Source organism: Escherichia sp. E3659 (assembly GCF_005781135.1).
GTDB lineage: Bacteria > Pseudomonadota > Gammaproteobacteria > Enterobacterales > Enterobacteriaceae > Escherichia.
In genome coordinates this window covers 1-23,865 of record NZ_VATQ01000060.1, presented here as the reverse complement: position 1 = coordinate 23,865, position 23,865 = coordinate 1, and the positions used below count along the sequence as shown (strand labels likewise).

General features: G+C 41.4%; 21 protein-coding genes. All 21 read left to right on the top strand.

All coding sequences use genetic code 11. From position 1 onward, the window contains the following. The first annotated feature begins 135 nt into the window (after positions 1 to 135). The 21 genes from wcaK (at position 136) to wzzB (ending at position 23,667) form a co-directional block, all read left to right on the top strand. A complete protein-coding gene (wcaK, locus tag FEK47_RS24355; RefSeq protein ID WP_135487583.1) occupies positions 136 to 1,416 on the top strand; it encodes a colanic acid biosynthesis pyruvyl transferase WcaK in 1,281 nt (426 codons plus the stop codon). After that, positions 1,413 to 2,633, top strand: a complete 1,221-nt coding sequence (gene wcaL, locus FEK47_RS24350) for a colanic acid biosynthesis glycosyltransferase WcaL (protein ID WP_000862656.1) — start codon at positions 1,413 to 1,415, stop codon at positions 2,631 to 2,633. The genes wcaK and wcaL overlap by 4 nt, the downstream gene beginning before the upstream one ends. Positions 2,634 to 2,643: 10 nt before the next feature. Beyond that, the gene (gene wcaM, locus FEK47_RS24345) at positions 2,644 to 4,038 is read left to right on the top strand and encodes a colanic acid biosynthesis protein WcaM (RefSeq protein ID WP_135487584.1); all 1,395 of its coding nucleotides are present in this window, start codon (positions 2,644 to 2,646) and stop codon (positions 4,036 to 4,038) included. 174 nt (positions 4,039 to 4,212) lie between these two features. Then, a complete protein-coding gene (galF, locus tag FEK47_RS24340) occupies positions 4,213 to 5,106 on the top strand; it encodes a UTP--glucose-1-phosphate uridylyltransferase GalF (protein ID WP_000183029.1) in 894 nt (297 codons plus the stop codon). Between the two features lie 372 nt (positions 5,107 to 5,478). Then, positions 5,479 to 6,564: a dTDP-glucose 4,6-dehydratase gene (gene rfbB, locus FEK47_RS24335; protein WP_135405003.1), complete on the top strand. Its 1,086-nt coding sequence runs from the start codon at positions 5,479 to 5,481 to the stop codon at positions 6,562 to 6,564. Next, positions 6,564 to 7,463 carry a dTDP-4-dehydrorhamnose reductase gene (gene rfbD, locus FEK47_RS24330; protein WP_135405005.1) on the top strand — a complete coding sequence of 300 codons (900 nt, stop codon included), beginning with the start codon at positions 6,564 to 6,566 and terminating at the stop codon, positions 7,461 to 7,463. Before rfbB ends, rfbD begins: the two co-directional genes overlap by 1 nt. A gap of 59 nt (positions 7,464 to 7,522) precedes the next feature. After that, complete coding sequence (gene rfbA / locus FEK47_RS24325) at positions 7,523 to 8,401, top strand: glucose-1-phosphate thymidylyltransferase RfbA (RefSeq protein WP_135487585.1); 879 nt, start codon at positions 7,523 to 7,525, stop codon at positions 8,399 to 8,401. Between the two features lie 4 nt (positions 8,402 to 8,405). Beyond that, positions 8,406 to 8,951 (top strand): dTDP-4-dehydrorhamnose 3,5-epimerase, encoded by a 546-nt coding sequence (gene rfbC / locus FEK47_RS24320; protein WP_135487586.1) that lies wholly within the window; start codon positions 8,406 to 8,408, stop codon positions 8,949 to 8,951. A 3-nt stretch (positions 8,952 to 8,954) separates the two neighbouring features. Then, entirely contained in the window at positions 8,955 to 10,385 is a 1,431-nt protein-coding gene (locus FEK47_RS24315; protein ID WP_138183418.1) for a lipopolysaccharide biosynthesis protein, read from the top strand. Position 10,386: 1 nt separating this feature from the next. Continuing rightward, complete coding sequence (vioA, locus tag FEK47_RS24310) at positions 10,387 to 11,499, top strand: dTDP-4-amino-4,6-dideoxy-D-glucose aminotransferase VioA (protein WP_135487587.1); 1,113 nt, start codon at positions 10,387 to 10,389, stop codon at positions 11,497 to 11,499. A gap of 1 nt (position 11,500) precedes the next feature. Then, entirely contained in the window at positions 11,501 to 12,079 is a 579-nt protein-coding gene (vioB, locus tag FEK47_RS24305; RefSeq protein WP_138183417.1) for a dTDP-4-amino-4,6-dideoxy-D-glucose acetyltransferase VioB, read from the top strand. After that, positions 12,076 to 12,834: a glycosyl transferase gene (locus FEK47_RS24300; RefSeq protein ID WP_138183416.1), complete on the top strand. Its 759-nt coding sequence runs from the start codon at positions 12,076 to 12,078 to the stop codon at positions 12,832 to 12,834. Before vioB ends, FEK47_RS24300 begins: the two co-directional genes overlap by 4 nt. Continuing rightward, a complete protein-coding gene (locus tag FEK47_RS24295) occupies positions 12,824 to 13,645 on the top strand; it encodes a sugar polymerase (RefSeq protein WP_135487589.1) in 822 nt (273 codons plus the stop codon). The genes FEK47_RS24300 and FEK47_RS24295 overlap by 11 nt, the downstream gene beginning before the upstream one ends. Further along, the gene (gene wzy, locus FEK47_RS24290) at positions 13,642 to 14,802 is read left to right on the top strand and encodes an oligosaccharide repeat unit polymerase (protein WP_138183415.1); all 1,161 of its coding nucleotides are present in this window, start codon (positions 13,642 to 13,644) and stop codon (positions 14,800 to 14,802) included. Before FEK47_RS24295 ends, wzy begins: the two co-directional genes overlap by 4 nt. An 11-nt stretch (positions 14,803 to 14,813) precedes the next feature. Continuing rightward, on the top strand, positions 14,814 to 15,926 hold the full coding sequence (locus FEK47_RS24285; protein ID WP_135487590.1) for a glycosyltransferase family 1 protein: 1,113 nt from the start codon (positions 14,814 to 14,816) through the stop codon (positions 15,924 to 15,926). Further along, positions 15,916 to 16,743: a glycosyltransferase gene (locus FEK47_RS24280; protein WP_138183414.1), complete on the top strand. Its 828-nt coding sequence runs from the start codon at positions 15,916 to 15,918 to the stop codon at positions 16,741 to 16,743. Before FEK47_RS24285 ends, FEK47_RS24280 begins: the two co-directional genes overlap by 11 nt. Further along, positions 16,740 to 18,176, top strand: a complete 1,437-nt coding sequence (locus FEK47_RS24275; protein ID WP_138183413.1) for a mannose-1-phosphate guanylyltransferase/mannose-6-phosphate isomerase — start codon at positions 16,740 to 16,742, stop codon at positions 18,174 to 18,176. The genes FEK47_RS24280 and FEK47_RS24275 overlap by 4 nt, the downstream gene beginning before the upstream one ends. An 18-nt stretch (positions 18,177 to 18,194) precedes the next feature. Then, a complete protein-coding gene (gene cpsG / locus FEK47_RS24270) occupies positions 18,195 to 19,559 on the top strand; it encodes a colanic acid biosynthesis phosphomannomutase CpsG (protein ID WP_135487591.1) in 1,365 nt (454 codons plus the stop codon). Positions 19,560 to 19,724: 165 nt separating this feature from the next. Next, complete coding sequence (gene gndA / locus FEK47_RS24265; protein WP_135487592.1) at positions 19,725 to 21,131, top strand: NADP-dependent phosphogluconate dehydrogenase; 1,407 nt, start codon at positions 19,725 to 19,727, stop codon at positions 21,129 to 21,131. A gap of 244 nt (positions 21,132 to 21,375) precedes the next feature. Then, complete coding sequence (gene ugd, locus FEK47_RS24260) at positions 21,376 to 22,542, top strand: UDP-glucose 6-dehydrogenase (RefSeq protein WP_135487593.1); 1,167 nt, start codon at positions 21,376 to 21,378, stop codon at positions 22,540 to 22,542. Positions 22,543 to 22,686: 144 nt separating this feature from the next. Next, positions 22,687 to 23,667 carry an LPS O-antigen chain length determinant protein WzzB gene (gene wzzB / locus FEK47_RS24255; RefSeq protein ID WP_135487594.1) on the top strand — a complete coding sequence of 327 codons (981 nt, stop codon included), beginning with the start codon at positions 22,687 to 22,689 and terminating at the stop codon, positions 23,665 to 23,667. Positions 23,668 to 23,865: the final 198 nt, after the last annotated feature.

Genomic DNA, 23,865 nt, shown 5'->3' with positions numbered 1-23,865 from the left:
AGGCCATAACAGTATCTACGGTTCTGTGCTCGGGACTTGTAGGCCTGATAAGACGCGTCATCGTCGCATCAGGCAAAAAGCGGCAACGAACACAACAAACACAGCTTCACCTGGCATCAAATTTATGAGGAAAAAATGAAATTACTTATTCTGGGCAACCACACTTGCGGCAATCGTGGCGACAGCGCCATCTTGCGCGGCTTACTTGATGCCATCAACATCCTCAATCCACACGCCGAAGTGGACGTGATGAGCCGCTATCCTGTCAGTTCTTCCTGGCTGCTCAACCGCCCGGTAATGGGCGATCCGCTGTTCCTGCAAATGAAACAACACAACAGCGCGGCGGGCGTTGTCGGGCGCGTTAAAAAAGTCCTCCGTCGCCGCTACCAGCATCAGGTATTGCTCTCACGCGTCACCGACACTGGCAAGCTGCGTAATATCGCCATCGCCCAAGGATTCACCGACTTCGTGCGCCTGCTGTCAGGTTACGACGCCATTATTCAGGTCGGCGGATCGTTTTTTGTCGATCTCTATGGCGTGCCGCAGTTTGAACATGCACTTTGCACTTTCATGGCGAAAAAGCCGCTGTTTATGATTGGTCACAGTGTTGGTCCCTTCCAGGATGAGCAATTTAACCAACTGGCGAACTATGTCTTTGGTCATTGCGACGTGCTGATCCTGCGCGAATCGGTCAGCCTTGATCTGATGAAACGCAGCAATATCACTACCGCAAAAGTGGAACATGGCGTCGATACCGCGTGGCTGGTCGATCACCATACAGAAGATTTCACCGCCAGCTATGCCGTCCAACACTGGCTGGAGGTTGCCGCACAACAGAAAACGGTAGCAATTACCTTGCGCGAACTGGCACCGTTCGACAAACGTCTCGGCACCACTCAACAAGCGTATGAAAAAGCCTTTGCCGGGGTGGTCAATCGCATTCTCGACGAAGGCTATCAGGTGATTGCGCTTTCCACCTGTACGGGCATCGACAGCTATAACAAAGACGACCGCATGGTGGCGCTCAACCTGCGCCAGCACATCAGCGATCCTGCCCGTTACCACGTGGTGATGGATGAACTCAACGATCTGGAAATGGGCAAAATCCTCGGTGCCTGTGAGCTCACCGTCGGTACGCGCCTGCACTCCGCCATTATCTCAATGAACTTTGCCACTCCGGCGATTGCCATCAACTATGAACATAAATCCGCCGGGATAATGCAACAACTGGGGCTGCCAGAGATGGCGATTGATATCCGTCATTTACTGGACGGCAGCTTGCAAGCGATGGTTGCGGATACCTTAGGCCAGCTTCCGGCGCTGAATGCACGACTTAACGAAGCCGTCAGTCGCGAACGTCAGACGGGAATGCAGATGGTGCAATCTGTGCTTGAGCGCATCGGGGAGGTGAAATGAAGGTCGGCTTCTTCTTATTGAAATTTCCGCTGTCGTCGGAAACCTTCGTCCTCAACCAAATTACCGCGTTTATTGATATGGGATTTGAGGTGGAGATTGTCGCGCTGCAAAAAGGCGACACACAGAACACCCACGCTGCCTGGACGAAATACAACCTTGCCGCAAGAACCCGTTGGTTACAGGACGAACCTACGGGCAAAGTGGCGAAACTGCGCCACCGCGCCAGCCAGACGTTACGCGGCATTCATCGTAAAAATACCTGGCAGGCGCTCAACCTCAAACGCTATGGTGCAGAGTCGCGAAACCTGATTTTGTCTGCCATTTGCGGCCAGGTCGCAACACCGTTTCATGCCGATGTCTTTATCGCTCATTTTGGCCCTGCGGGGGTAACCGCAGCAAAACTACGCGAATTGGGTGTCATTCGCGGCAAAATTGCCACTATTTTCCACGGTATTGATATTTCCAGTCGGGAAGTGCTCAACCACTACACTCCCGAATATCAACAACTGTTTCGCCGCGGCGACCTGATGCTACCGATAAGCGATCTGTGGGCCGGAAGGCTGCAAAAAATGGGCTGCCCGAGGGAAAAAATCGCCGTATCGCGCATGGGCGTAGATATGACGCGCTTTAGCCCGCGTCCCGTGAAAGCGCCCGCAACACCGCTGGAGATTATTTCCGTCGCACGCTTAACCGAGAAAAAAGGCCTGCATGTGGCGATTGAAGCCTGCCGTCAGTTGAAAGAGCAGGGCGTGGCATTTCGCTATCGCATCCTCGGCATTGGCCCGTGGGAACGACGCCTGCGCACGCTCATCGAACAATATCAACTGGAAGATGTGGTAGAGATGCCGGGCTTTAAACCGAGCCATGAAGTGAAGGCGATGCTCGACGACGCGGATGTCTTCCTGTTGCCATCGGTAACGGGTGCGGATGGCGATATGGAAGGCATTCCGGTGGCGCTGATGGAGGCGATGGCGGTCGGCATTCCGGTGGTTTCTACTCTGCATAGCGGAATTCCGGAACTGGTGGAGGCCGATAAATCCGGCTGGCTGGTGCCTGAGAACGATGCTCGCGCACTGGCGCAACGTCTGGCGGCGTTTAGCCAACTGGACACCGACGAACTGGCTCCGGTCGTCAAACGCGCGCGCGAAAAAGTTGAACACGATTTTAACCAGCAGGTGATTAACCGAGAACTCGCCAGCTTGTTGCAAGCTTTATAGAGGAGAACGCATGTCATTTAAAAAACTCTCCCGACGCACCTTCCTGACGGCAAGCTCGGCGCTTGCCTTCCTCCATACCCCCTTCGCCCGCGCACTTCCTGCCCGACCAAGCGTTAATATCAACGATTACAATCCGCACGACTGGATCGCCTCATTTAAACAAGCCTTCAGCGAAGGGCAAACGGTCGTCGTCCCTGCCGGATTGGTTTGTGACAATATCAACACCGGCATCTTCATCCCTCCCGGTAAAACGTTACGCATCCTTGGAAGCCTGCGCGGCAACGGCAGAGGGCGATTTGTCTTACAGGACGGCAGCCAGGTGACAGGGGAAGAGGGGGGCAGTATACATAACATCACCCTGGATGTGCGCGGTTCTGACTGCATCATCAAAGGGTTGGCGATGAGCGGCTTTGGCCCGGTAACGCAGATTTATATCGGCGGCAAAAATAAACGTGTCATGCGCAACCTGACTATCGATAACCTGACTGTTAGCCACGCTAATTACGCCATTTTACGCCAGGGATTTCATAATCAGATTATCGGTGCCAACATCACCAATTGTAAGTTCAGCGACTTACAGGGCGATGCCATCGAATGGAACGTGGCGATTAACGACAGTGATATTTTGATATCCGACCATGTCATCGAGCGCATCAACTGTACTAATGGCAAAATCAACTGGGGTATTGGCATAGGACTGGCAGGAAGTACTTACGATAATAACTACCCGGAAGACCAGTCGGTTAAAAACTTTGTCGTGGCGAATATCACGGGATCGGATTGTCGGCAACTGATTCATGTTGAGAACGGCAAACACTTCATCATTCGTAATATCAAGGCTCATAATATTACGCCAGCTTTCAGCAAGAAAGCGGGTATTGATAACGCCACGGTAGCGATATATGGATGTGATAACTTTGTTATTGACAATATAAAAATGACCAATAGTGCCGGAATGTTAATCGGTTACGGAGTCATTAAAGGTAAGTATCTCTCAATACCACAAAACTTCAGATTGAATAATATTCATCTTGATAACTCTAACATTGCCTGGAAATTGCGCGGAATCCAAATTTCAGCAGGGAATGCCGTCTCATTCGTGGCGTTGACCAACATTGAAATGACGCGTGCTTCGCTGGAGTTTCACAACAAGCCGCAACACATTTTTATGCGTAATATCAAAGTAATGCAAGAATCCACTGCGGGTCCGGCATTGACCATGAATTTCGACCTGCGAAAAGACGTTCGTGGTGTCTTTATGGCAAAGAACGAGACGCTACTGTCGTTGGTAAATGTTCATGCGGTGAATGAAAAAGGACAAAGTTCAGTCAATATCGACAGGATTAATCACCATGTCGTTAATGTGGAAAATATTAACTTTAAGCTGCCGGAACGGGGCAGGTAGATTTGCGACCATTCCTGGAAAAATAGAGCCATACTTAGGAATAACGCTACTGCAATCTTGAGCGAAGCGGCGTAACATCGGAAGTAAATCAGTAATCAATTCAGGGGAATTGATGCTGGCGAAAAAAATCGAACAAGCTATAATTCAGCAACCATTTTACAGGTGGATGAAATAATGACGAATTTAAAAGCAGTTATTCCTGTAGCGGGTCTTGGGATGCATATGTTGCCTGCAACTAAGGCGATTCCTAAAGAGATGCTACCGATCGTCGACAAGCCAATGATTCAGTACATTGTTGACGAGATTGTGGCTGCAGGGATCAAAGAAATCCTCCTGGTAACTCATGCGTCCAAGAACGCAGTCGAAAATCACTTCGATACATCTTATGAATTAGAATCTCTCCTTGAACTGCGCGTGAAGCGCCAGCTTCTGGCGGAAGTACAATCTATCTGCCCGCCAGGTGTGACCATTATGAACGTGCGTCAGGGGGAACCTTTAGGTCTGGGCCACTCGATTTTGTGTGCTCGACCAGCCATTGGCGATAACCCGTTTGTCGTGGTGCTGCCGGATGTTGTTATCGACGATGCCAGTGCCGATCCGCTGCGTTACAACCTGGCCGCAATGATTGCGCGCTTCAATGAAACTGGCCGCAGCCAGGTTCTGGCAAAACGCATGCCGGGCGATCTCTCTGAATACTCCGTCATCCAGACCAAAGATCCGCTTGATCGCGAAGGCAAAGTCAGCCGCATTGTTGAATTTATCGAAAAACCGGATCAGCCGCAGACCCTGGACTCAGACATCATGGCTGTAGGGCGTTATGTGCTTTCTGCCGATATTTGGCCTGAACTGGAGCGTACTCAACCTGGAGCATGGGGACGTATTCAGTTGACTGATGCCATTGCTGAGTTGGCAAAAAAACAAGCAGTTGACGCAATGCTGATGACTGGGGACAGTTACGACTGTGGTAAGAAAATGGGTTATATGCAAGCGTTTGTGAAGTATGGGCTGCGTAACCTGAAGGAAGGCGCTAAGTTCCGCAAAGGCATTGAGAAGTTGTTAAGCGAGTAACAAATTCCTGACTGGAAGTGTCGGTCAGTAAGAAATTAAAAACGGCAGTGAAGATTCATAGCATAAGTTTTGCTCATTGAATCTCACTGCCGTTGTCGTTTTTATAAATATAATAAAAACAGCATGTTAGCTTGCAATTATAGTTCAAATTTTTCCAGGATTTTCCTTGTTTCTACAGCTGTTTGGTAAGACAATTAGCGTTTGAATTTTTCGGATTTGGCACGAGTGGGTTACGCTCGTCACATCGTGGAAATGTACGCAGTGCTCTGGTAGCTGTTAAGCCAGGGGCGGTAGCGTGCATTAATGCATCTATTAATCAAATCTGGAGCAGTCTATTTCACAGCATGCTCTCTGGCTATATGGAATAAAAAAGTGAAGATACTTGTTACTGGTGGCGCAGGATTTATTGGTTCTGCTGTTGTTCGTCACATAATAAATAATACGCAAGATAGTGTTGTTAATGTCGATAAATTAACCTACGCCGGAAATCTGGAATCGCTCGCTGAAATTTCTGATTCTGAACGTTATTCATTTGAGCATGCAGATATCTGTGATGCCGCAGCGATGGCTCGTATTTTTTCACAACACCAACCAGATGCGGTGATGCACCTGGCGGCTGAGAGTCACGTTGACCGCTCAATAACTGGCCCGGCGGCATTCATTGAAACTAATATTGTAGGTACTTACGTACTTTTAGAAGCAGCGCGCAATTATTGGTCTGGTCTGGATGATGAAAAGAAAAAAAACTTCCGCTTTCATCATATTTCTACTGATGAAGTGTATGGTGACTTACCCCATCCGGATGAAGTAAATAGCAATGAAACGTTGCCGTTATTTACGGAAACGACAGCATACGCGCCAAGTAGTCCATATTCTGCTTCTAAAGCGTCAAGCGATCATTTGGTTCGCGCATGGAAACGTACTTATGGTTTACCGACAATTGTGACTAATTGCTCGAACAACTATGGTCCTTATCATTTCCCGGAAAAGCTTATTCCACTGGTTATTCTTAATGCACTGGAAGGTAAGGCATTACCTATTTATGGTAAAGGAGATCAGATCCGCGACTGGTTGTATGTAGAGGATCATGCTCGTGCGTTATATACCGTAGTTACTGAAGGTCAAGCGGGTGAAACCTATAACATTGGCGGACACAACGAAAAGAAAAACATCGATGTTGTGCTGACTATTTGTGATTTGTTGGACGAGATAGTCCCGAAAGAGAAATCTTATCGTGAGCAAATTACTTATGTTGCTGATCGCCCAGGGCATGATCGCCGTTATGCGATCGATGCCGATAAAATTAGCCGTGAATTGGGCTGGAAACCGCAAGAAACGTTTGAGAGCGGGATTCGGAAGACGGTGGAATGGTACCTGTCCAATACAAAATGGGTTGATAATGTGAAAAGTGGCGCCTATCAATCGTGGATTGAACAGAACTATGAGGGCCGCCAGTAATGAATATCCTCCTATTCGGCAAAACAGGGCAGGTAGGTTGGGAACTACAGCGTGCTCTGGCACCGCTGGGTAATCTGATTGCTCTTGATGTTCACTCCACTGATTATTGTGGTGATTTTAGTAATCCCGAAGGTGTAGCTGAAACTGTCAAAAAAATTCGCCCTGATGTTATTGTTAATGCGGCTGCTCACACTGCAGTAGACAAAGCGGAATCAGAACCGGAATTTGCACAATTACTTAACGCGACAAGTGTCGAAGCGATTGCAAAAGCAGCCAATGAAGTCGGCGCCTGGGTTATTCACTACTCTACTGACTACGTATTTCCGGGGACCGGTGAAATACCGTGGCAGGAGACAGATGCAACAGCACCTTTGAATGTTTATGGTGAAACTAAACTAGCCGGAGAAAAAGCGTTACAGAAATATTGCGCGAAGCATATTATTTTCCGTACCAGCTGGGTATATGCAGGTAAAGGTAATAACTTCGCCAAAACAATGTTGCGTCTGGCAAAAGAGCGCGAAGAACTGGCTGTGATAAACGATCAGTTTGGCGCACCAACAGGTGCCGAATTGCTGGCTGATTGCACCGCTCATGCCATTCGCGTAGCAGTAGACAAACCAGAAGTTGCTGGTTTGTACCATCTGGTTGCTGGCGGTACAACAACCTGGCACGATTATGCTGCGCTGGTTTTTGAAGAGGCGCGCAAAGCAGGGATTAACCTTGCTCTTAACAAACTTAACGCCGTGCCAACAACGGCCTATCCCACACCAGCCCGTCGACCCCATAACTCTCGCCTCAATACAGAAAAGTTTCAGCAGAACTTTGCGCTTGTCTTGCCTGACTGGCAGGTGGGCGTGAAACGAATGCTCAACGAATTATTTACGACTACGGCAATTTAACAAATTTTTGCATCTCGCATCATGATGCCAGAGCGGGATGAATTAAAAGGAATGGTGAAATGAAAACGCGTAAAGGTATTATTCTGGCTGGTGGTTCCGGCACTCGTCTTTATCCTGTGACGATGGCAGTAAGTAAACAACTGCTGCCGATTTATGATAAACCTATGATCTATTACCCGCTCTCAACACTGATGCTGGCGGGTATTCGCGATATTTTGATTATCAGTACGCCACAGGATACACCGCGTTTCCAACAATTGTTGGGGGACGGGAGCCAGTGGGGGCTTAATCTACAGTATAAAGTACAACCGAGTCCGGATGGCCTGGCGCAAGCGTTTATCATTGGTGAAGACTTTATTGGTGGCGATGATTGTGCACTCGTGCTTGGAGATAATATCTTCTATGGACACGACTTGCCAAAATTAATGGACGCTGCGGTTAACAAAGAAAGCGGTGCAACGGTATTTGCTTATCACGTTAATGATCCTGAACGCTATGGTGTCGTGGAGTTTGATAATAACGGTACGGCAATTAGCCTGGAAGAAAAACCGCTGGAACCAAAAAGTAACTATGCGGTTACTGGGCTTTATTTCTATGACAATGACGTTGTGGAAATGGCGAAAAGCCTTAAGCCTTCTGCCCGTGGCGAACTGGAAATTACCGATATTAACCGTATTTATATGGAACAAGGACGTTTGTCTGTCGCTATGATGGGGCGTGGCTATGCGTGGCTGGATACGGGGACGCATCAAAGCCTTATTGAAGCAAGTAACTTCATTGCAACAATTGAAGAGCGTCAGGGATTAAAAGTATCTTGCCCGGAAGAGATTGCTTATCGTAAAGGATTTATTGATGCTGATCAGGTGAAAGTATTAGCCGAACCGCTGAAGAAAAATGCTTATGGTCAGTATCTGCTTAAAATGATTAAGGGTTATTAATAAAATGAACGTAATTAAAACTGAAATTCCTGATGTGCTGATTTTTGAACCAAAAGTTTTTGGGGACGAACGTGGCTTCTTTATGGAAAGCTTTAATCAGAAAGTATTTGAAGAGGCTGTGGGGCGTAAGGTTGAATTTGTTCAGGATAATCATTCTAAGTCAACTAAGGGAGTAATTAGAGGATTACATTTTCAATTGCCTCCTTATTCACAGGCGAAATTAGTACGTTGTGTTGTGGGTGAAGTATATGATGTTGTTGTGGATATAAGAAAAGATTCCAAAACTTTTGGTAAATGGGTGGGAGTAAATATTTCTGCTGAAAATAAGCGTCAGCTGTGGATCCCAGAAGGATTCGCGCATGGATTTGAAGTAATTAGCGAGGTCGCTGATTTTTTATATAAAACGAATAATTATTATAATGCAAAAATGGAAAAAGGTATAAGATGGGATGATGAATATTTAGCGATTAATTGGAAAGAAGAAAAAGCGATTATCTCAAACAAGGATATGAATCAACCATCATTTAAAGAACTTTTTGAGAAAGTTTAATTGATGAATAATAAGCTAGCTAGACAGGGATTATTATGGAGCACAATTGAAAGGTTAGGTACCCAAGCCATACAATTATTATTAATGTTGTATTTGGGTAGGGTTCTTGGACCAAGCTCTTTTGGTTATGTAGGGATGCTAACTTTATTTCTATCATTAGCACAGGTTCTAATTGATAGTGGATTTAGTGCAGCATTAATTAGAAAATCGGAGCGTACAGAAAAAGATTATTCGACAGTATTTATATTTAATATCTGTCTTTCAATACTAGTATATATTTTACTTTATTGCTCATCTTCTTATGTTGCTTTATTTTATCAAATACCTCTACTGGAACCTTTGCTTGATATATTAGCGTTGACGGTAATTTCAAATGGGCTAACTTTAATTCCCAAGGTTCAACTCACCGTAGACGTAAATTTTAAGATCCAAGCTAAAAGTTCACTTATTGCTATTACAAGTAGTAGCATAATTGCGATAACTTTAGCTGCATTAGATTATGGCGTATGGTCATTGGTTTTCCAATTGTTATCATATAGTGTCATAAATTGTATTGTGTTAAATATGTATAAGCCATGGTATCCAAAAGAAAATTTTTGTTATGAATCATTTAAAAAATTATTTTCATTTAGTAGTAAATTGTTACTGGCAGGTTTGCTTGAAGCATTCTATTCAAATATATATCAATTAATCATAGGTAAATTCTTCACACCACAGATTGTAGGACAGTTTACACAGGCAAATCAGATCTCTAGCGTACCTGCAATGACACTCACTAATATTATTCAGCGAGTGACGTACCCTCTTTTTTGTAATATTTATAATGATAAAGGTAAAATAGATGATGCTTATTTAAACACACTTAAAATCGCAGGCATTACTGTTTTTCCAATTTTATTAGGGATAGGTTTAATCTCAAAGCCGTTAGTCTCTGTTTTATTAGGAAAGGAATGGCAATTTACATCTGATATTCTGTTTCTACTATGTATTGCATTTATGATATATCCTGTACATGCAATAAACATTAATATTCTGCAGGTTCATGGGCGAAGTGATCTTTTTTTGCGTTTAGAAATACTTAAAAAAATATTGATGACGATTATTCTTGTCATTACGACGCAAATGAATATAAATGCAATGGTGATTGGCTTAGTTCTACACTCATATCTTTCATGGTTTTTAAATGGATTATTTAGCCAAAAGGTTTCAACGATCACAATTGGGAAGCAATTTAAAGAATTGCTGCCTATATGGTGTTTATGTTTAATTAGCGGATTAAGTTCAAGTTATATTATAACTAGAATGACTCAAGAACCATTTTTAAATATAATTTCCACTATCTTATTAAATGCTTTTATATATATCATGCTTATTCGAATTATATATAAAGAGATGTTTATAACTATTGTTTCTCTTATAAAAAATAAGGATTGAAATGAACAATAAAATTATCCCAGTAACGCAACCTTCTTTACCAGAACTTGCGGAATTTATGCCTTATCTGGAAAAGATATGGCAGAATAAATGGTTGACAAATAATGGACCATTTCATCAAGAACTGGAGGAAAAATTATGTGATTTTTTGGGCGTGCAACATATATCCCTTTTTAACAACGCAACTATTGCATTGATCACAGCTTTACAAGCACTAAGAATAACAGGTGAAGTAATAACGACTCCATATTCATTTGTTGCAACATCACATGCCATTCTATGGAATGGGCTTACACCTGTGTTTGTTGACATTGAAAATGATGGATATAACATTGATTACAAAAAAATAGAACAGGCCATTACACCAAAAACATCAGCTATTTTACCTGTCCATTGTTACTCAACACCATGTGACGTCGAAGAAATCCAAAAAATAGCTGATAATTATGGTTTGAAAGTAATCTACGATGCTGCACATGCATTTGGTGTGAATTTTAAAGGAAAAAGTATACTTAACTATGGTGATTTATCAATTCTGAGTTTTCATGCGACGAAAGTATTTAATACGTTTGAAGGTGGGGCAATTATTAGTCCTGATGCAAAAACCAAGCTGCGGATAGACCGATTAAAAAACTTTGGTATTGCCGACGAGTTGACTGTGACAGCTCCAGGAATAAATGGCAAGATGAGTGAAATTAATGCTGCTTTTGGGCTTGTTCAGCTAAAACATATTGAAGAGGCAATATATAAGAGAAAAGTTATTGATAACCTTTATCGTAAATTACTAAAAGGGACTCCGGGTATTACCATTTTCCCAGAAAATAAAAATGCAAACAACAACTATTCATATTTTCCTATTCTTATAGATGACGGTTTTCATATGAGTCGCGACCAGGCGTATGAATTGCTTAAGGCAAATAATATTCTCTCTCGGAAGTATTTTTATCCATTAATTAGTAATATGCCTATGTATCGAGGGTTGATGTCAGCAAGTGTTGATAACCTACCAATAGCTAATAATGTTGCAGATAAAGTGCTTTGCTTGCCAATTTATAAAGATTTAAGTGAAGAAATAGTTGTAAAAATAACTAATTTGTTGTTGGGTAAATTGTGATATGGCGTATTTAGATGAAGTACAGCTAAAAAAAATGGGCTTTAAAAGCGTTGGATATAATGTAAAGATTTCAGATAAAGCCTCTTTTTATGGATGTAGCAACATTAGTATTGGAAATAATGTAAGGATTGATGATTTTTGCGTACTCTCTGCTGGAGAAGGGGGGATTGATATACACGATTATATTCATATAGCAGTATACTCTTCAATTATTGGAAGGGGAAAAGTCACAATATCGGACTATGCAAATATATCATCCCGTGTGTCAATATATTCCAGCAACGATGACTACTCTGGTAATTATATGTCTAATCCAGTTGTTCCTGCTGAATATACTAATATACATAGCGGGCCAGTTTTTATAGGTAAACATGTTATCATTGGTTGTGGAAGCATTGTTCTTCCTGATGTTATTTTACATGAAGGCGCAGCTGTTGGTGCTCTTTCGATTGTCAAAGATGATTGTGAATCATTTACGATAAATGTAGGCATACCAGCCCAAAAAATATCTCAAAGAAGTAAGAGGTTATTGGAGCTCGAGTCTGTTTTTAAATCAAGTATTATTGGAGATGATTTGTGAAAGTTCATATTTATTTTCGACACACGGATATTAGTCGAACAACTAAAAATAATCGACCGGAGTGGTTTAGCCATGAGAAGTGCTTTGTAAATCTGATTAGCACAGTAAAAAATTCAAAATATAAAGATCAAATAGCATTTAATTTTATTTTTGATGGTCCATCAAACGTTGCTTCTTTAGATCCCTTATATGTGTGTTTTGAAAATAGCGATATAAATAATAAAAAAATATTCATCATCGATGGTGGAGATCAGCGTAAAGCATGGCGTGAATGTGTAAAATTAGTGGATAAAGATCGTCGAGCAGGAAAGATAGGTGAACATGATTTAATATATTTTTTAGAAAATGATTATTTGCATGAGCCTAAATGGATTGATGAAGTATTTAATCTGGCTAAATCAAATATAAGGTGGGATATGGCAACGCTTTATGACCACCCTGACAAATATAGTGAGTATTGTGAACACCCTGATTCATTAAAAAATAAAAATAAAAAAACTATTGTTTTTTACTCTGGGAGTAGGCATTGGAAAATAACACCGAGTACGTGTGCAACATATATTATGAAAGCTAAGGTCTTTGATAAAACAAAAATGATTCTACAATTAGCTATTTATGATTACAAATTATTTTTAATACTTACTAACATATTTAGAGTTAGGCTTCTTTCACCTATTCCTGCCCTTTCAACTCATTGTATGGCTTCTTTATTGTCACCTTCAGTCAGTTGGGAAAATTTATCAAATGGAATATAATAAAAAATTGTACATTGTGGCGTGTTCCTATACGCTAAAACCGGAATTAATAATAAATAAGATGTATGCCTATTTACCAGATTATGAGCTGGCTGGTGTTGTGATATCTAATAATCATGTGGTAGATCAGGTTAAAATAAATGAATTTTATATCGAAACTGGAACAAATTCTCTTTTTGAGTTTTCTGCATATAAGGAAGGCATAGAGTTATTAGAAGATGAATTATCATCACAACCAGGAGTGCCAGTCCTCATTTTGAATGATACATTATTTTTAAAACATAATGCAAAATATATATTAAGAAAAATTTTAAGTTATTATTTAACGACTGAAAGATCCGAATTGCCTGTAATAGTTGGCCGCTTTGACCCCTATAACAATATATGCTATAGCAATCCCTGGAATGCCATGCATGGGTATATATCTTCTTTTTGTATGTTAATAAATCAAAAAGCTGCGAAAATAATTGTGAGTTGCTACAATGAACTTCCAAATTATTTTTCCAGTAACGATTTTGATATTAGTCAACCTAAATGGGGAATGCAAATTGAGCCAAGACTAAGAGAATTTATTCGTAGTCATTTAATTGATATACACACAGACACGGTTTGGTATCAAGCTAAATTGTTACATAGTGATAAAGAACGAATTAATATTAAAGCTAAATGTGTCTTTATGGAACATTTCATATCGGGAAAGATTGGTGAAAGTGGCATTGTGATTTCTATTTTTCCTACATGGAAAGGTAAGGTGCTAAATTTTATAAACGAGCAATTATCTAAAATCAAGAGGATGATTTTAACTAAATGAGAAAAAAATTTTATACGACACCAATCACATTACTAATTCTTACACTTAATATCATTGCAACAATTGTAGTTTTAAATAATAGAGAGTCATTGATTGGCGATTTAACGGGGTTTAAGTCAGAGTATGTCGTAATAATTCAATCTCTAATTTATATATCGCTAAGTTTGTTATTTTTATCAGTATTATATAATGGTCTTGAAAAAATAAAACCAATTACAACAAAATTATCATCTTCCGATAGTAATTTGGTTGCGTTTTTTTTAATTTGCCTGGAATTGTTTTATATAATATATGTATTCAATACAGGCCTGTTTGTTGCAGGTAATAACGAGCGCGGAGGTGGGATTATATCTGCGTTATTTGTTTTACTTAATGTTGATGTACTTGTATTAATATTTTTAACACATGTTGAAACAAATAAATTTAAACCCATAATTATCACTCTGTGGATAATTTCATTTCTTCAGCGCGGTTGGATATCTTATTTTTTTATCCTAATTTTAATCGCATTCATCGATCGCCGACTGAAAAACAAAAAAAACTGGAAAGCTGGTATAGTATTACTATGTTTTATTCTGGCGTTACCATTTGTCGAACAAATTAAGTATTCTATCAGAAATGGCGAAGCTATCAGCACACAATTAACTTTTTTAAATTATACGGACTCTTTCAACCAACAATTCATGAAGATTGTTGGTAGAGTTCAGACTGTTTCTCATGTTGCATTTGTAACAGATAATATTTATCAACTGCAAACTTTAAAAAATAATGGAGAATCAACAGATTTTTTTGAGGAAAATTTTATTTATATCATTGCAAATAAACTAGGTATTGCTGATAATAAAATTAATACTCCAGATTTGCTTGCAAAATATATTTCTCCATCACTGGAAAGTTCATGGAATGTCAACCCATCGTTAATTGGTTGGGTCTTCATTCAAAATGATTTATATATCCTGCCTATTATATGGATTGTCTTTCTGTGTTTTCTATTTACGATGCTGTCAAAAATTATTGCGAATGACGTATATGCAACTAATATGAGATGGTTATTTTGGTTAATATTTTTATTCCCAGGATGGATCTTCCAATTTACAGCGGTCATATTCTCACTTTTTGTATTTGTTTTATTAAAGTATACACTTAAGCCTAAATGAGTTGAATATATATGAAGAAAATAGTTTTAAATTTGTTATCTTTTTCAGAATTAAAATTCTACGGTGTTGGAGTATACTTTAGAGATTTAATTGCAAAAAATATCAATGAAATTTTTAATGGGATTGATTGTGAAATAATAATTGTACATCAAGCTGATATACCTGTTAAAGAGTTATTCAATTTTCCGGAAAGCAATAACATTACCTACTTTCCTGTTAAAGGAATCAATGGGAAATTTTTTCGTGTTTTTTATGAACAATTATTAATGCCGCTTAAATTCCGTAATCATGACGTAATTTACTCACCAAATAATATTAACCCGATTTTGTTGGGTTCTAAATGCAAGTCAATAATCACTATTCACGATTTGCTTCCATTTAGAAAGATTAATAGATTTGGTCTTCTGCAAAGATTATATTTGAAATTTTTTACATACCTATCTGCTTGCAAAGCAAAAAAAATAGTTACAGTATCCAATAACTCAAAAAAAGATATTATCAAAACCCTTAATGTCAATAGTGATAAGGTTATTGTAACTTACAATATATTAGGTGATTCAAAAAAAAGCCTTATACAACATCCTGATTCTGATCCCTTTTTTTTCTCTGTAGGGGCATTGCAGGAAGATAAACAATACGATTTGATGATAACGGCTTTCCTCAAGTTCAAAAAAAGAGTAAATGATAATTGTAAATTATTGATAGCTGGGGGTGATCATGGCGGCAAGAAAAATTTACAGGCTCTTATTGAAAAATTAAATTTAGATGACCATGTCCAGCTACTGGGCTATATTACAGATGAAGATAAGTGGGGTTATTATAAAAATTGTCGAGCTCTTATCTTACTGGGGAAAAACGAAGGTTTCGGTATTCCTGTATTAGAAGCTATGAGTGTCAATAAGCCATCAATTGTAGCAAATACCGGGGCTTTACCCGAGATAATGGGTAAAGCAGGATTTGTCACAAATGCTGATATTGATTCAATTTGTGATGCTATGATAAAAAGCTATTCGCATAATTTAGACCAAACAGTGTTTAAAGACGAATTATCTCGCTTTTCTGCTAATAAACAAATAGTTACTTTACAGCATATGTTTAAGGAAATATGTAAAGATGTCAGATGACTGTCCAAAGTTTTCTGTTTTGATGGCCGTGTACATCAAGGATTCCCCCAAGTTTCTCTCTGAGGCCTTACAATCAATTTATAAAAATACACTTGCTCCGGATGAAGTGATTATTATACGTGATGGTGAGGTTACATCTGAACTCAATTCAGTTATTGATAGTTGGAAAAATCATTTAAATATAAAAGATTTTGAATTGCAAAAAAATATGGGGCTTGGGGCAGCACTAAATTTTGGCTTGAAGCAGTGTATGCATGAGTTAGTAATACGCGCTGATTCTGATGATATAAATAGACCAAATCGATTCGCTTGTATAGTTGATTTTATGTCTAAGAATAATGATGTTCATATTCTTAGTTCTTGGGTAGAAGAGTTCGAATTTAATCCAGGGGATAAAGGCATAATAAAAAAAGTACCAAGCCGAGATTCTATTCTTAAGTATTCAAAAAATAGGTCTCCCTTTAACCACCCAGCAGTAGCATTTAAAAGGTGTGAAATAATTCGTGTCGGTGGTTATGGAAATGAATACTTATATGAAGATTATGCGCTTTGGTTGAAATCGTTAGCGAATGGTTGTAATGGCGATAATATTCAACAAGTCTTAGTTGATATGAGATTTTCAAAGGAGACCGCAAAAAGACGTGGGGGAATAAAATATGCTATTTCAGAAGTTAAAGCGCAGTATCATTTTTATCTGGCAAATTATATTTCATGTCGAGATTTTATAATAAATATTATTACAAGAGTATTTGTTAGACTTCTTCCCGCTAGTTTTCGTGGCTATTTATATAAAAAAGTTATCAGGAGATTTTTATGAACTCACCTCTTGTTCCAATTATACTGAGTGGTGGCAATGGTACTCGGTTGTGGCCACTATCCAGGGAAGAATATCCTAAGCAGTTTTTAAAGCTAACAGACTCAATGTCAATGCTGCAATCAACGATATCTCGGTTAGCCACATTAAACACTTCCTCTCCAGTTGTAATATGTAATGAATTACATAGATTTATTGTTGCAGAACAGCTTAGGCAATTAAATAAATTAGATAGTAATATTATTTTAGAACCATTAGGGCGTAATACAGCCCCGGCTATTTGTATTGCTGCTTTAATTTTGAAAATGAAACATCCAAATGAAAATCCACTTATGTTGGTTCTTCCAGCAGATCACTCAGTAAAAAACGTGGAAACATTTTGCAATACAATAAAAAATGCTATTTCATTCGCTATGGCTGGTAATTTAGTTTCTTTTGGTATCAAACCCACTCGTCCTGAAACAGGATATGGATATATACAAAAAGGCAATGTGTTATTTGATGATAATATATTTGAGGTCAGTGAAGTTCGAACATTTGTAGAAAAGCCGAATCTAAAAAAAGCGCAAAGCTTTATAGAAAAAGGTGAGTATTATTGGAATAGTGGTATGTATTTGTTCAGTGTTGATCGTTACTTACAAGAATTATCATTATACCGGCCAGACATTGTTAAAGTATGCCAGGAAGCTGTTAATAATATTCATTACGATATGGATTTTATCAGATTGGATGATAAAATATTTAGGAGTTGCCCAGAGGATTCTATTGATTATGCCGTAATGGAGAAAACAAAAGATGCTGTTGTTGCTACGATGGATATCGGTTGGAATGATGTGGGGGCATGGTCATCACTTTGGGAATTAGGAGAAAAAGATCCCGCAGGTAATGTTATCATGGGGGATATTGTTTGCCATGAGACGGAAAATAGTTATATTTACACTGAGTCTGGATTGGTAGCAACTATTGGCATTCAGGATCTGGTTATAATTCAAACTAAAGATTCATTACTGGTATCCAAACGCGATTCAGTACAAAATGTAAAAAATATTGTTCAACACCTTAATTTGTCAGGACGCAAAGAACATAAAGAACATAGGGAGATATTTAAATCATGGGGACGATGTGACTCAATAGATGGTAGTGAAAAGTACTGCTATCAGGTCAAACGAGTAACAGTGAATCCAGGTGAAAGGTTATCGTTGCAATTGCATCATCACCGTGCAGAACATTGGGTTGTTGTAATGGGGATTGCTAAGGTTACAGTTGCAGAACAAATAAAAATTTTAAAAGAGAATGAGTCAGTATATATTCCTGCAAACACGAAGCATAGTTTAGAAAACATCGGTGAAATACCACTTGTATTAATTGAAGTTTGGACGGGTTCTCATCTTGTTGATGATGATATCATTCGATTTGAAGATAAAGGTAGAGTTTAAAAATAGAGAGTATAAATTATGTTAACCTGCTTTAAAGCCTATGATATTCGCGGAAAATTAGGCGAAGAACTGAATGAAGATATCGCCTGGCGCATTGGTCGCGCCTATGGCGAATTTCTTAAACCGAAAACCATTGTTTTAGGCGGTGATGTCCGCCTCACCAGCGAAACCTTAAAACTGGCGCTGGCAAAAGGTTTACAGGATGCGGGCGTCGATGTGCTGGATATTGGCATGTCCGGCACCGAAGAGATCTATTTCGCCACGTTCCATCTCGGCGTGGATGGCGGCATTGAAGTTACCGCCAGCCATAACCCGATGGATTATAACGGCATGAAGCTGGTGCGCGAGGGGGCTCGCCCGATCAGCGGTGATACCGGACTGCGCGATGTCCAGCGACTGGCAGAAGCCAACGACTTTCTTCCCGTTGATGAAACAAAACGCGGTCGCTATCAGCAAATCAATCTGCGTGAGGCTTACGTTGATCACCTGTTCGGTTATATCAACGTTAAAAACCTCACGCCGCTCAAACTGGTGATCAACTCAGGGAACGGCGCGGCGGGTCCGGTGGTGGATGCCATTGAAGCCCGCTTTAAAGCCCTCGGCGCACCACTGGAATTAATCAAAGTGCACAACACGCCGGATGGCAATTTTCCCAACGGTATTCCTAACCCGCTGCTGCCGGAATGTCGCGACGACACCCGGAATGCGGTCATCAAACACGGCGCGGATATGGGCATTGCCTTTGATGGCGATTTTGACCGCTGTTTTCTGTTTGACGAAAAAGGGCAGTTTATCGAGGGCTACTACATCGTCGGCCTGCTGGCAGAAGCGTTCCTCGAAAAAAATCCCGGCGCGAAGATCATCCACGATCCGCGTCTTTCCTGGAACACCATCGATGTGGTGACTGCCACAGGCGGCACGCCGGTAATGTCGAAAACCGGACACGCCTTTATTAAAGAACGTATGCGCAAGGAAGACGCCATCTACGGTGGTGAAATGAGCGCACACCACTACTTCCGTGATTTTGCCTACTGCGACAGCGGCATGATCCCGTGGCTGCTGGTAGCCGAGCTGGTGTGCCTGAAAGGGAAAACGCTGGGCGAACTGGTGCACGACCGCATGGCGACGTTTCCGGCAAGCGGTGAGATCAACAGCAAACTGGCGCAACCCGTTGAGGCGATTAACCGCGTCGAACAGTACTTTAGCCGCGAGGCGCTGGCAGTGGATCGCACCGATGGCATCAGCATGACCTTTGCCGACTGGCGCTTTAACCTGCGCTCCTCCAACACCGAACCAGTGGTGCGTCTCAATGTGGAATCGCGCGGTGATGTGCCGCTGATGGAAGAAAAAACACGACTAATACTTAATTTACTCAAAAATTAAGTAGACTAAAGAATGAGCATTACACAGAGCCATATATAAAATGTTAATGCCATGAATGTGATAAAGCCCATGTAACTCTATTCATTATGACTCTGTCTGAGTTAACATCAGTATCACATTCAAGCCGCGCAACCCCGCGGTGACCACCCCTGACAGGAGTAAACAATGTCAAAGCAACAGATCGGCGTCGTCGGTATGGCAGTGATGGGACGCAACCTCGCGCTCAACATCGAAAGCCGTGGTTATACCGTCTCTATTTTCAACCGCTCCCGTGAAAAGACGGAAGAAGTTATTGCCGAAAATCCAGGCAAGAAACTGGTTCCTTACTATACGGTGAAAGAGTTCGTTGAATCTCTTGAAACGCCTCGTCGCATCCTGTTAATGGTGAAAGCAGGTGCAGGCACGGATGCTGCTATTGATTCCCTGAAACCATATCTCGATAAAGGCGATATCATCATTGATGGTGGTAATACCTTCTTCCAGGACACCATTCGTCGTAACCGCGAGCTTTCTGCAGAAGGCTTTAACTTCATCGGTACGGGTGTTTCCGGTGGTGAAGAGGGCGCGCTGAAAGGACCTTCTATCATGCCTGGTGGGCAGAAAGAAGCCTATGAACTGGTTGCACCTATCCTGACCAAAATCGCCGCCGTGGCTGAAGATGGCGAACCGTGCGTTACCTATATAGGTGCCGATGGCGCAGGTCACTATGTGAAGATGGTTCACAACGGTATTGAATACGGTGATATGCAACTGATTGCTGAAGCCTATTCTCTGCTGAAAGGTGGTCTGAATCTCTCTAACGAAGAACTGGCACAAACCTTTACCGAGTGGAATAACGGTGAACTGAGCAGCTACCTGATCGACATCACTAAAGACATCTTCACCAAAAAAGATGAAGACGGTAACTACCTGGTTGATGTGATCCTGGATGAAGCAGCAAACAAAGGTACGGGTAAATGGACCAGTCAGAGCGCGCTGGATCTCGGTGAGCCACTGTCGCTGATTACTGAGTCTGTGTTTGCACGCTACATCTCTTCACTGAAAGATCAGCGCGTGGCTGCGTCTAAAGTACTATCGGGTCCGCAAGCGCAGCCAGCAGGCGACAAAGCAGAGTTTATCGAAAAAGTTCGCCGTGCGCTTTATCTGGGTAAGATTGTTTCTTACGCGCAGGGCTTCTCGCAGTTACGTGCGGCGTCTGAAGAGTACAACTGGGATCTGAATTATGGTGAAATTGCGAAGATCTTCCGTGCCGGTTGTATCATTCGTGCTCAGTTCCTGCAGAAAATCACGGATGCTTACGCCGAAAATCCGAAGATTGCTAACCTGCTGTTAGCCCCGTACTTTAAGAAAATTGCCGACGATTACCAGCAGGCGCTGCGCGATGTCGTCGCTTATGCAGTACAGAACGGTATCCCGGTTCCGACCTTCGCCGCTGCGGTTGCCTATTACGATAGCTACCGTGCCGCTGTTCTGCCTGCGAACCTGATCCAGGCACAGCGTGACTATTTCGGGGCGCATACTTATAAGCGCATTGATAAAGAAGGTGTGTTCCATACTGAATGGCTGGATTAATCTGATTTAATCAGTATTAAACTAAGGCCCGGCATTTATCGCCGGGCTTTTTTTTGCTATCAATCTTATTGATTTAAATTCATTGCTTAATACTAACTTAATAAATAGCAGCTATTCTTATAAAGAAAATCTGAAATGTTTTTCGTTTCGTTGACCAGACATCATCGTGGCGTTAAAACTTTTAACTCTTATCAGGGTGCTAAAACATCATGATTCATAGTTAAGTTAATTCTGAGAGCATGAAATGAAAATCACCATTTCCGGAACCGGTTATGTTGGCCTGTCTAATGGGCTATTAATCGCACAAAATCATAACGTTGTAGCATTAGATATTTTACCATCTCGCGTTGCAATGCTAAATGATCGGATATCTCCTATTGTTGATAAAGAAATTCAGCAATTTTTGCAATCAGACAAAATACGTTTTAATGCCACGTTAGATAAAAAAGAAGCCTACCGGAATGCTGATTATGTAATCATCGCAACCCCGACCGACTATGATCCTAAAACCAATTATTTCAATACATCCAGTGTAGAATCAGTAATTAAAGATGTTACAGAAATAAACCCTCATGCAGTAATGATTATTAAGTCCACGGTTCCGGTAGGTTTTACGGCCGCGATGCAAAAAAAATTCAAGACAGAGAACATCATCTTCTCCCCTGAATTCCTCCGAGAAGGCAAAGCCCTTTACGATAACCTTCATCCTTCTCGTATCGTGATCGGCGAACGTTCTGAACGCGCAGAGCGTTTTGCCGCGTTATTACAGGAAGGGGCAATCAAACAAAATATTCCAACCCTGTTTACTGATTCAACCGAAGCTGAAGCGATTAAACTTTTTGCTAATACCTATCTCGCGATGCGTGTGGCGTACTTTAATGAACTGGATAGCTATGCAGAAAGTTTAGGACTGAACACCCGCCAAATTATTGAAGGCGTTTGTCTTGATCCTCGCATCGGCAACCATTACAACAATCCATCATTTGGTTACGGTGGCTACTGCCTACCGAAAGATACTAAGCAGCTGTTGGCAAACTATCAGTCTGTTCCCAATAATATTATCTCTGCCATCGTTGAGGCTAATCGTACCCGGAAAGACTTCATCGCCGATGCTATCTTGTTGCGCAAACCAAAAGTAGTTGGAATATATCGTCTGATTATGAAGAGCGGTTCGGATAACTTCCGCGCTTCGTCTATTCAGGGGATTATGAAGCGGATCAAAGCTAAGGGGGTAGAAGTGATTATCTATGAACCGGTAATGAAGGAAGAAATGTTTTTCAATTCACGTCTGGAACGTGATCTCGCGACTTTTAAGCAACAGGCTGATGTCATTATCTCTAATCGAATGTCAGAAGAGCTTAAAGATGCAGCAGACAAGGTCTACACCCGGGATCTTTTCGGTAGCGACTAACTATCTGTAATCAGGTGTTTTTTGGCAGTGCTTGGTATCTATGTTCATGTAACAATTCATTATATTTATTGTTTATCCTATGGCATTCATACGGATTATCGCTAAACTATGGCGACCTGAAATTTTCCGTCTGTTAGGGTAATGATGAAAGTTGAAAATAATAATATTTCTGGGCGCAACAATGACCCGGAACAGATTGATTTAATTGATTTACTGATGCAACTGTGGCGTGGGAAGATGACCATTATAGCCACAATCATTGTGGCTATCGTGTTGGCTATTGGATACCTGGCAGTCGCGAAAGAGCAATGGACGTCAACAGCCATTGTCACTCAACCTGATGTGGGGCAAATTGCCGGCTATAACAACGCCATGAATGTAATTTATGGCCAGTCTGCGCCAAAAGTAGCTGATTTACAGGAGGCGTTGATTGGGCGCTTCAGTTCTGCTTTCTCTGCATTAGCTGAAACGCTGGATAATCAGGAAGAACGCGAAAAACTGACTATCGAGCCTGCTGTTAAAAACCAGCCGTTACCGTTAGCTGTTTCTTATGTCGGGCACACTGCGGAGGATGCACAGAAAAAGCTGGCTGAATACATTCAACAAGTTGATGACCGAGTGAATGAAGAGCTGGAGAAAGACCTGAAGGATAATATCGCTTTGGGTATGAAAACCTTGCAGGACTCCCTGAAAACTCAGGAAGTGGTGGCTCAGGAGCAAAAAACGCTGCGTATCCGCCAGATTCAGGAAGCGTTGCAGTATGCGAATCAGGCGCAGGTAACAAAGCCGCAGATTCAGCAGACTGGTGAAAATATTACTCAGGATACGTTGCTTTTGTTAGGTAGCGAAGCACTGGAGTCGATGATTAAGCACGAAGCGACTCGTCCGCTTGTGTTCTCGCCAAACTATTATCAGACTCGTCAAAACCTGCTGGATATCGAAAGCTTAAAGGTAGATGATCTTGATATTCATGCCTACCGTTACGTTATGAAACCCACACTGCCAATTCGTCGCGATAGCCCGAAAAAGGCCATCACACTGATTCTGGCAGTACTGCTGGGCGGCATGGTTGGCGCGGGAATTGTGCTGGGGCGTAATGCGCTGCGTAATTACAACGCGAAATAGTCTTTTCAGCTTTAAATAAAAGGGCAGGGTGGTGACACCTTGCCCTTTTTTGTTGCTGGATGCGATGCTGGCGCATCTTATCCAGCCTTGTATTATCCCTCCCGTGCAGAGAAAATCGGCCAGTTTTCTCTGCCTGCAGTCCGCATGCCGTATCCGACCTTGGGTTCTAACCTGCGCGGTAGATTTATGCAGCGGACT

Excerpts from the sequence above, each read along its gene's own strand:
- vioB (WP_138183417.1), top strand. The coding sequence starts at position 11,501 with ATGGCGTATTTAGATGAAGTACAGCTAAAAAAAATGGGCTTTAAAAGC.
- wzzB (WP_135487594.1), top strand. The coding sequence starts at position 22,687 with ATGAAAGTTGAAAATAATAATATTTCTGGGCGCAACAATGACCCGGAA.
- FEK47_RS24285 (WP_135487590.1), top strand. The coding sequence starts at position 14,814 with ATGAAGAAAATAGTTTTAAATTTGTTATCTTTTTCAGAATTAAAATTC.
- rfbC (WP_135487586.1), top strand. The coding sequence starts at position 8,406 with ATGAACGTAATTAAAACTGAAATTCCTGATGTGCTGATTTTTGAACCA.
- wcaK (WP_135487583.1), top strand. The coding sequence starts at position 136 with ATGAAATTACTTATTCTGGGCAACCACACTTGCGGCAATCGTGGCGAC.
- wcaM (WP_135487584.1), top strand. The coding sequence starts at position 2,644 with ATGTCATTTAAAAAACTCTCCCGACGCACCTTCCTGACGGCAAGCTCG.
- wzy (WP_138183415.1), top strand. The coding sequence starts at position 13,642 with ATGAGAAAAAAATTTTATACGACACCAATCACATTACTAATTCTTACA.
- FEK47_RS24280 (WP_138183414.1), top strand. The coding sequence starts at position 15,916 with ATGTCAGATGACTGTCCAAAGTTTTCTGTTTTGATGGCCGTGTACATC.
- cpsG (WP_135487591.1), top strand. The coding sequence starts at position 18,195 with ATGTTAACCTGCTTTAAAGCCTATGATATTCGCGGAAAATTAGGCGAA.
- galF (WP_000183029.1), top strand. The coding sequence starts at position 4,213 with ATGACGAATTTAAAAGCAGTTATTCCTGTAGCGGGTCTTGGGATGCAT.
- ugd (WP_135487593.1), top strand. The coding sequence starts at position 21,376 with ATGAAAATCACCATTTCCGGAACCGGTTATGTTGGCCTGTCTAATGGG.
- FEK47_RS24295 (WP_135487589.1), top strand. The coding sequence starts at position 12,824 with ATGGAATATAATAAAAAATTGTACATTGTGGCGTGTTCCTATACGCTA.
- rfbD (WP_135405005.1), top strand. The coding sequence starts at position 6,564 with ATGAATATCCTCCTATTCGGCAAAACAGGGCAGGTAGGTTGGGAACTA.
- rfbA (WP_135487585.1), top strand. The coding sequence starts at position 7,523 with ATGAAAACGCGTAAAGGTATTATTCTGGCTGGTGGTTCCGGCACTCGT.
- FEK47_RS24315 (WP_138183418.1), top strand. The coding sequence starts at position 8,955 with ATGAATAATAAGCTAGCTAGACAGGGATTATTATGGAGCACAATTGAA.
- vioA (WP_135487587.1), top strand. The coding sequence starts at position 10,387 with ATGAACAATAAAATTATCCCAGTAACGCAACCTTCTTTACCAGAACTT.
- gndA (WP_135487592.1), top strand. The coding sequence starts at position 19,725 with ATGTCAAAGCAACAGATCGGCGTCGTCGGTATGGCAGTGATGGGACGC.
- FEK47_RS24275 (WP_138183413.1), top strand. The coding sequence starts at position 16,740 with ATGAACTCACCTCTTGTTCCAATTATACTGAGTGGTGGCAATGGTACT.
- wcaL (WP_000862656.1), top strand. The coding sequence starts at position 1,413 with ATGAAGGTCGGCTTCTTCTTATTGAAATTTCCGCTGTCGTCGGAAACC.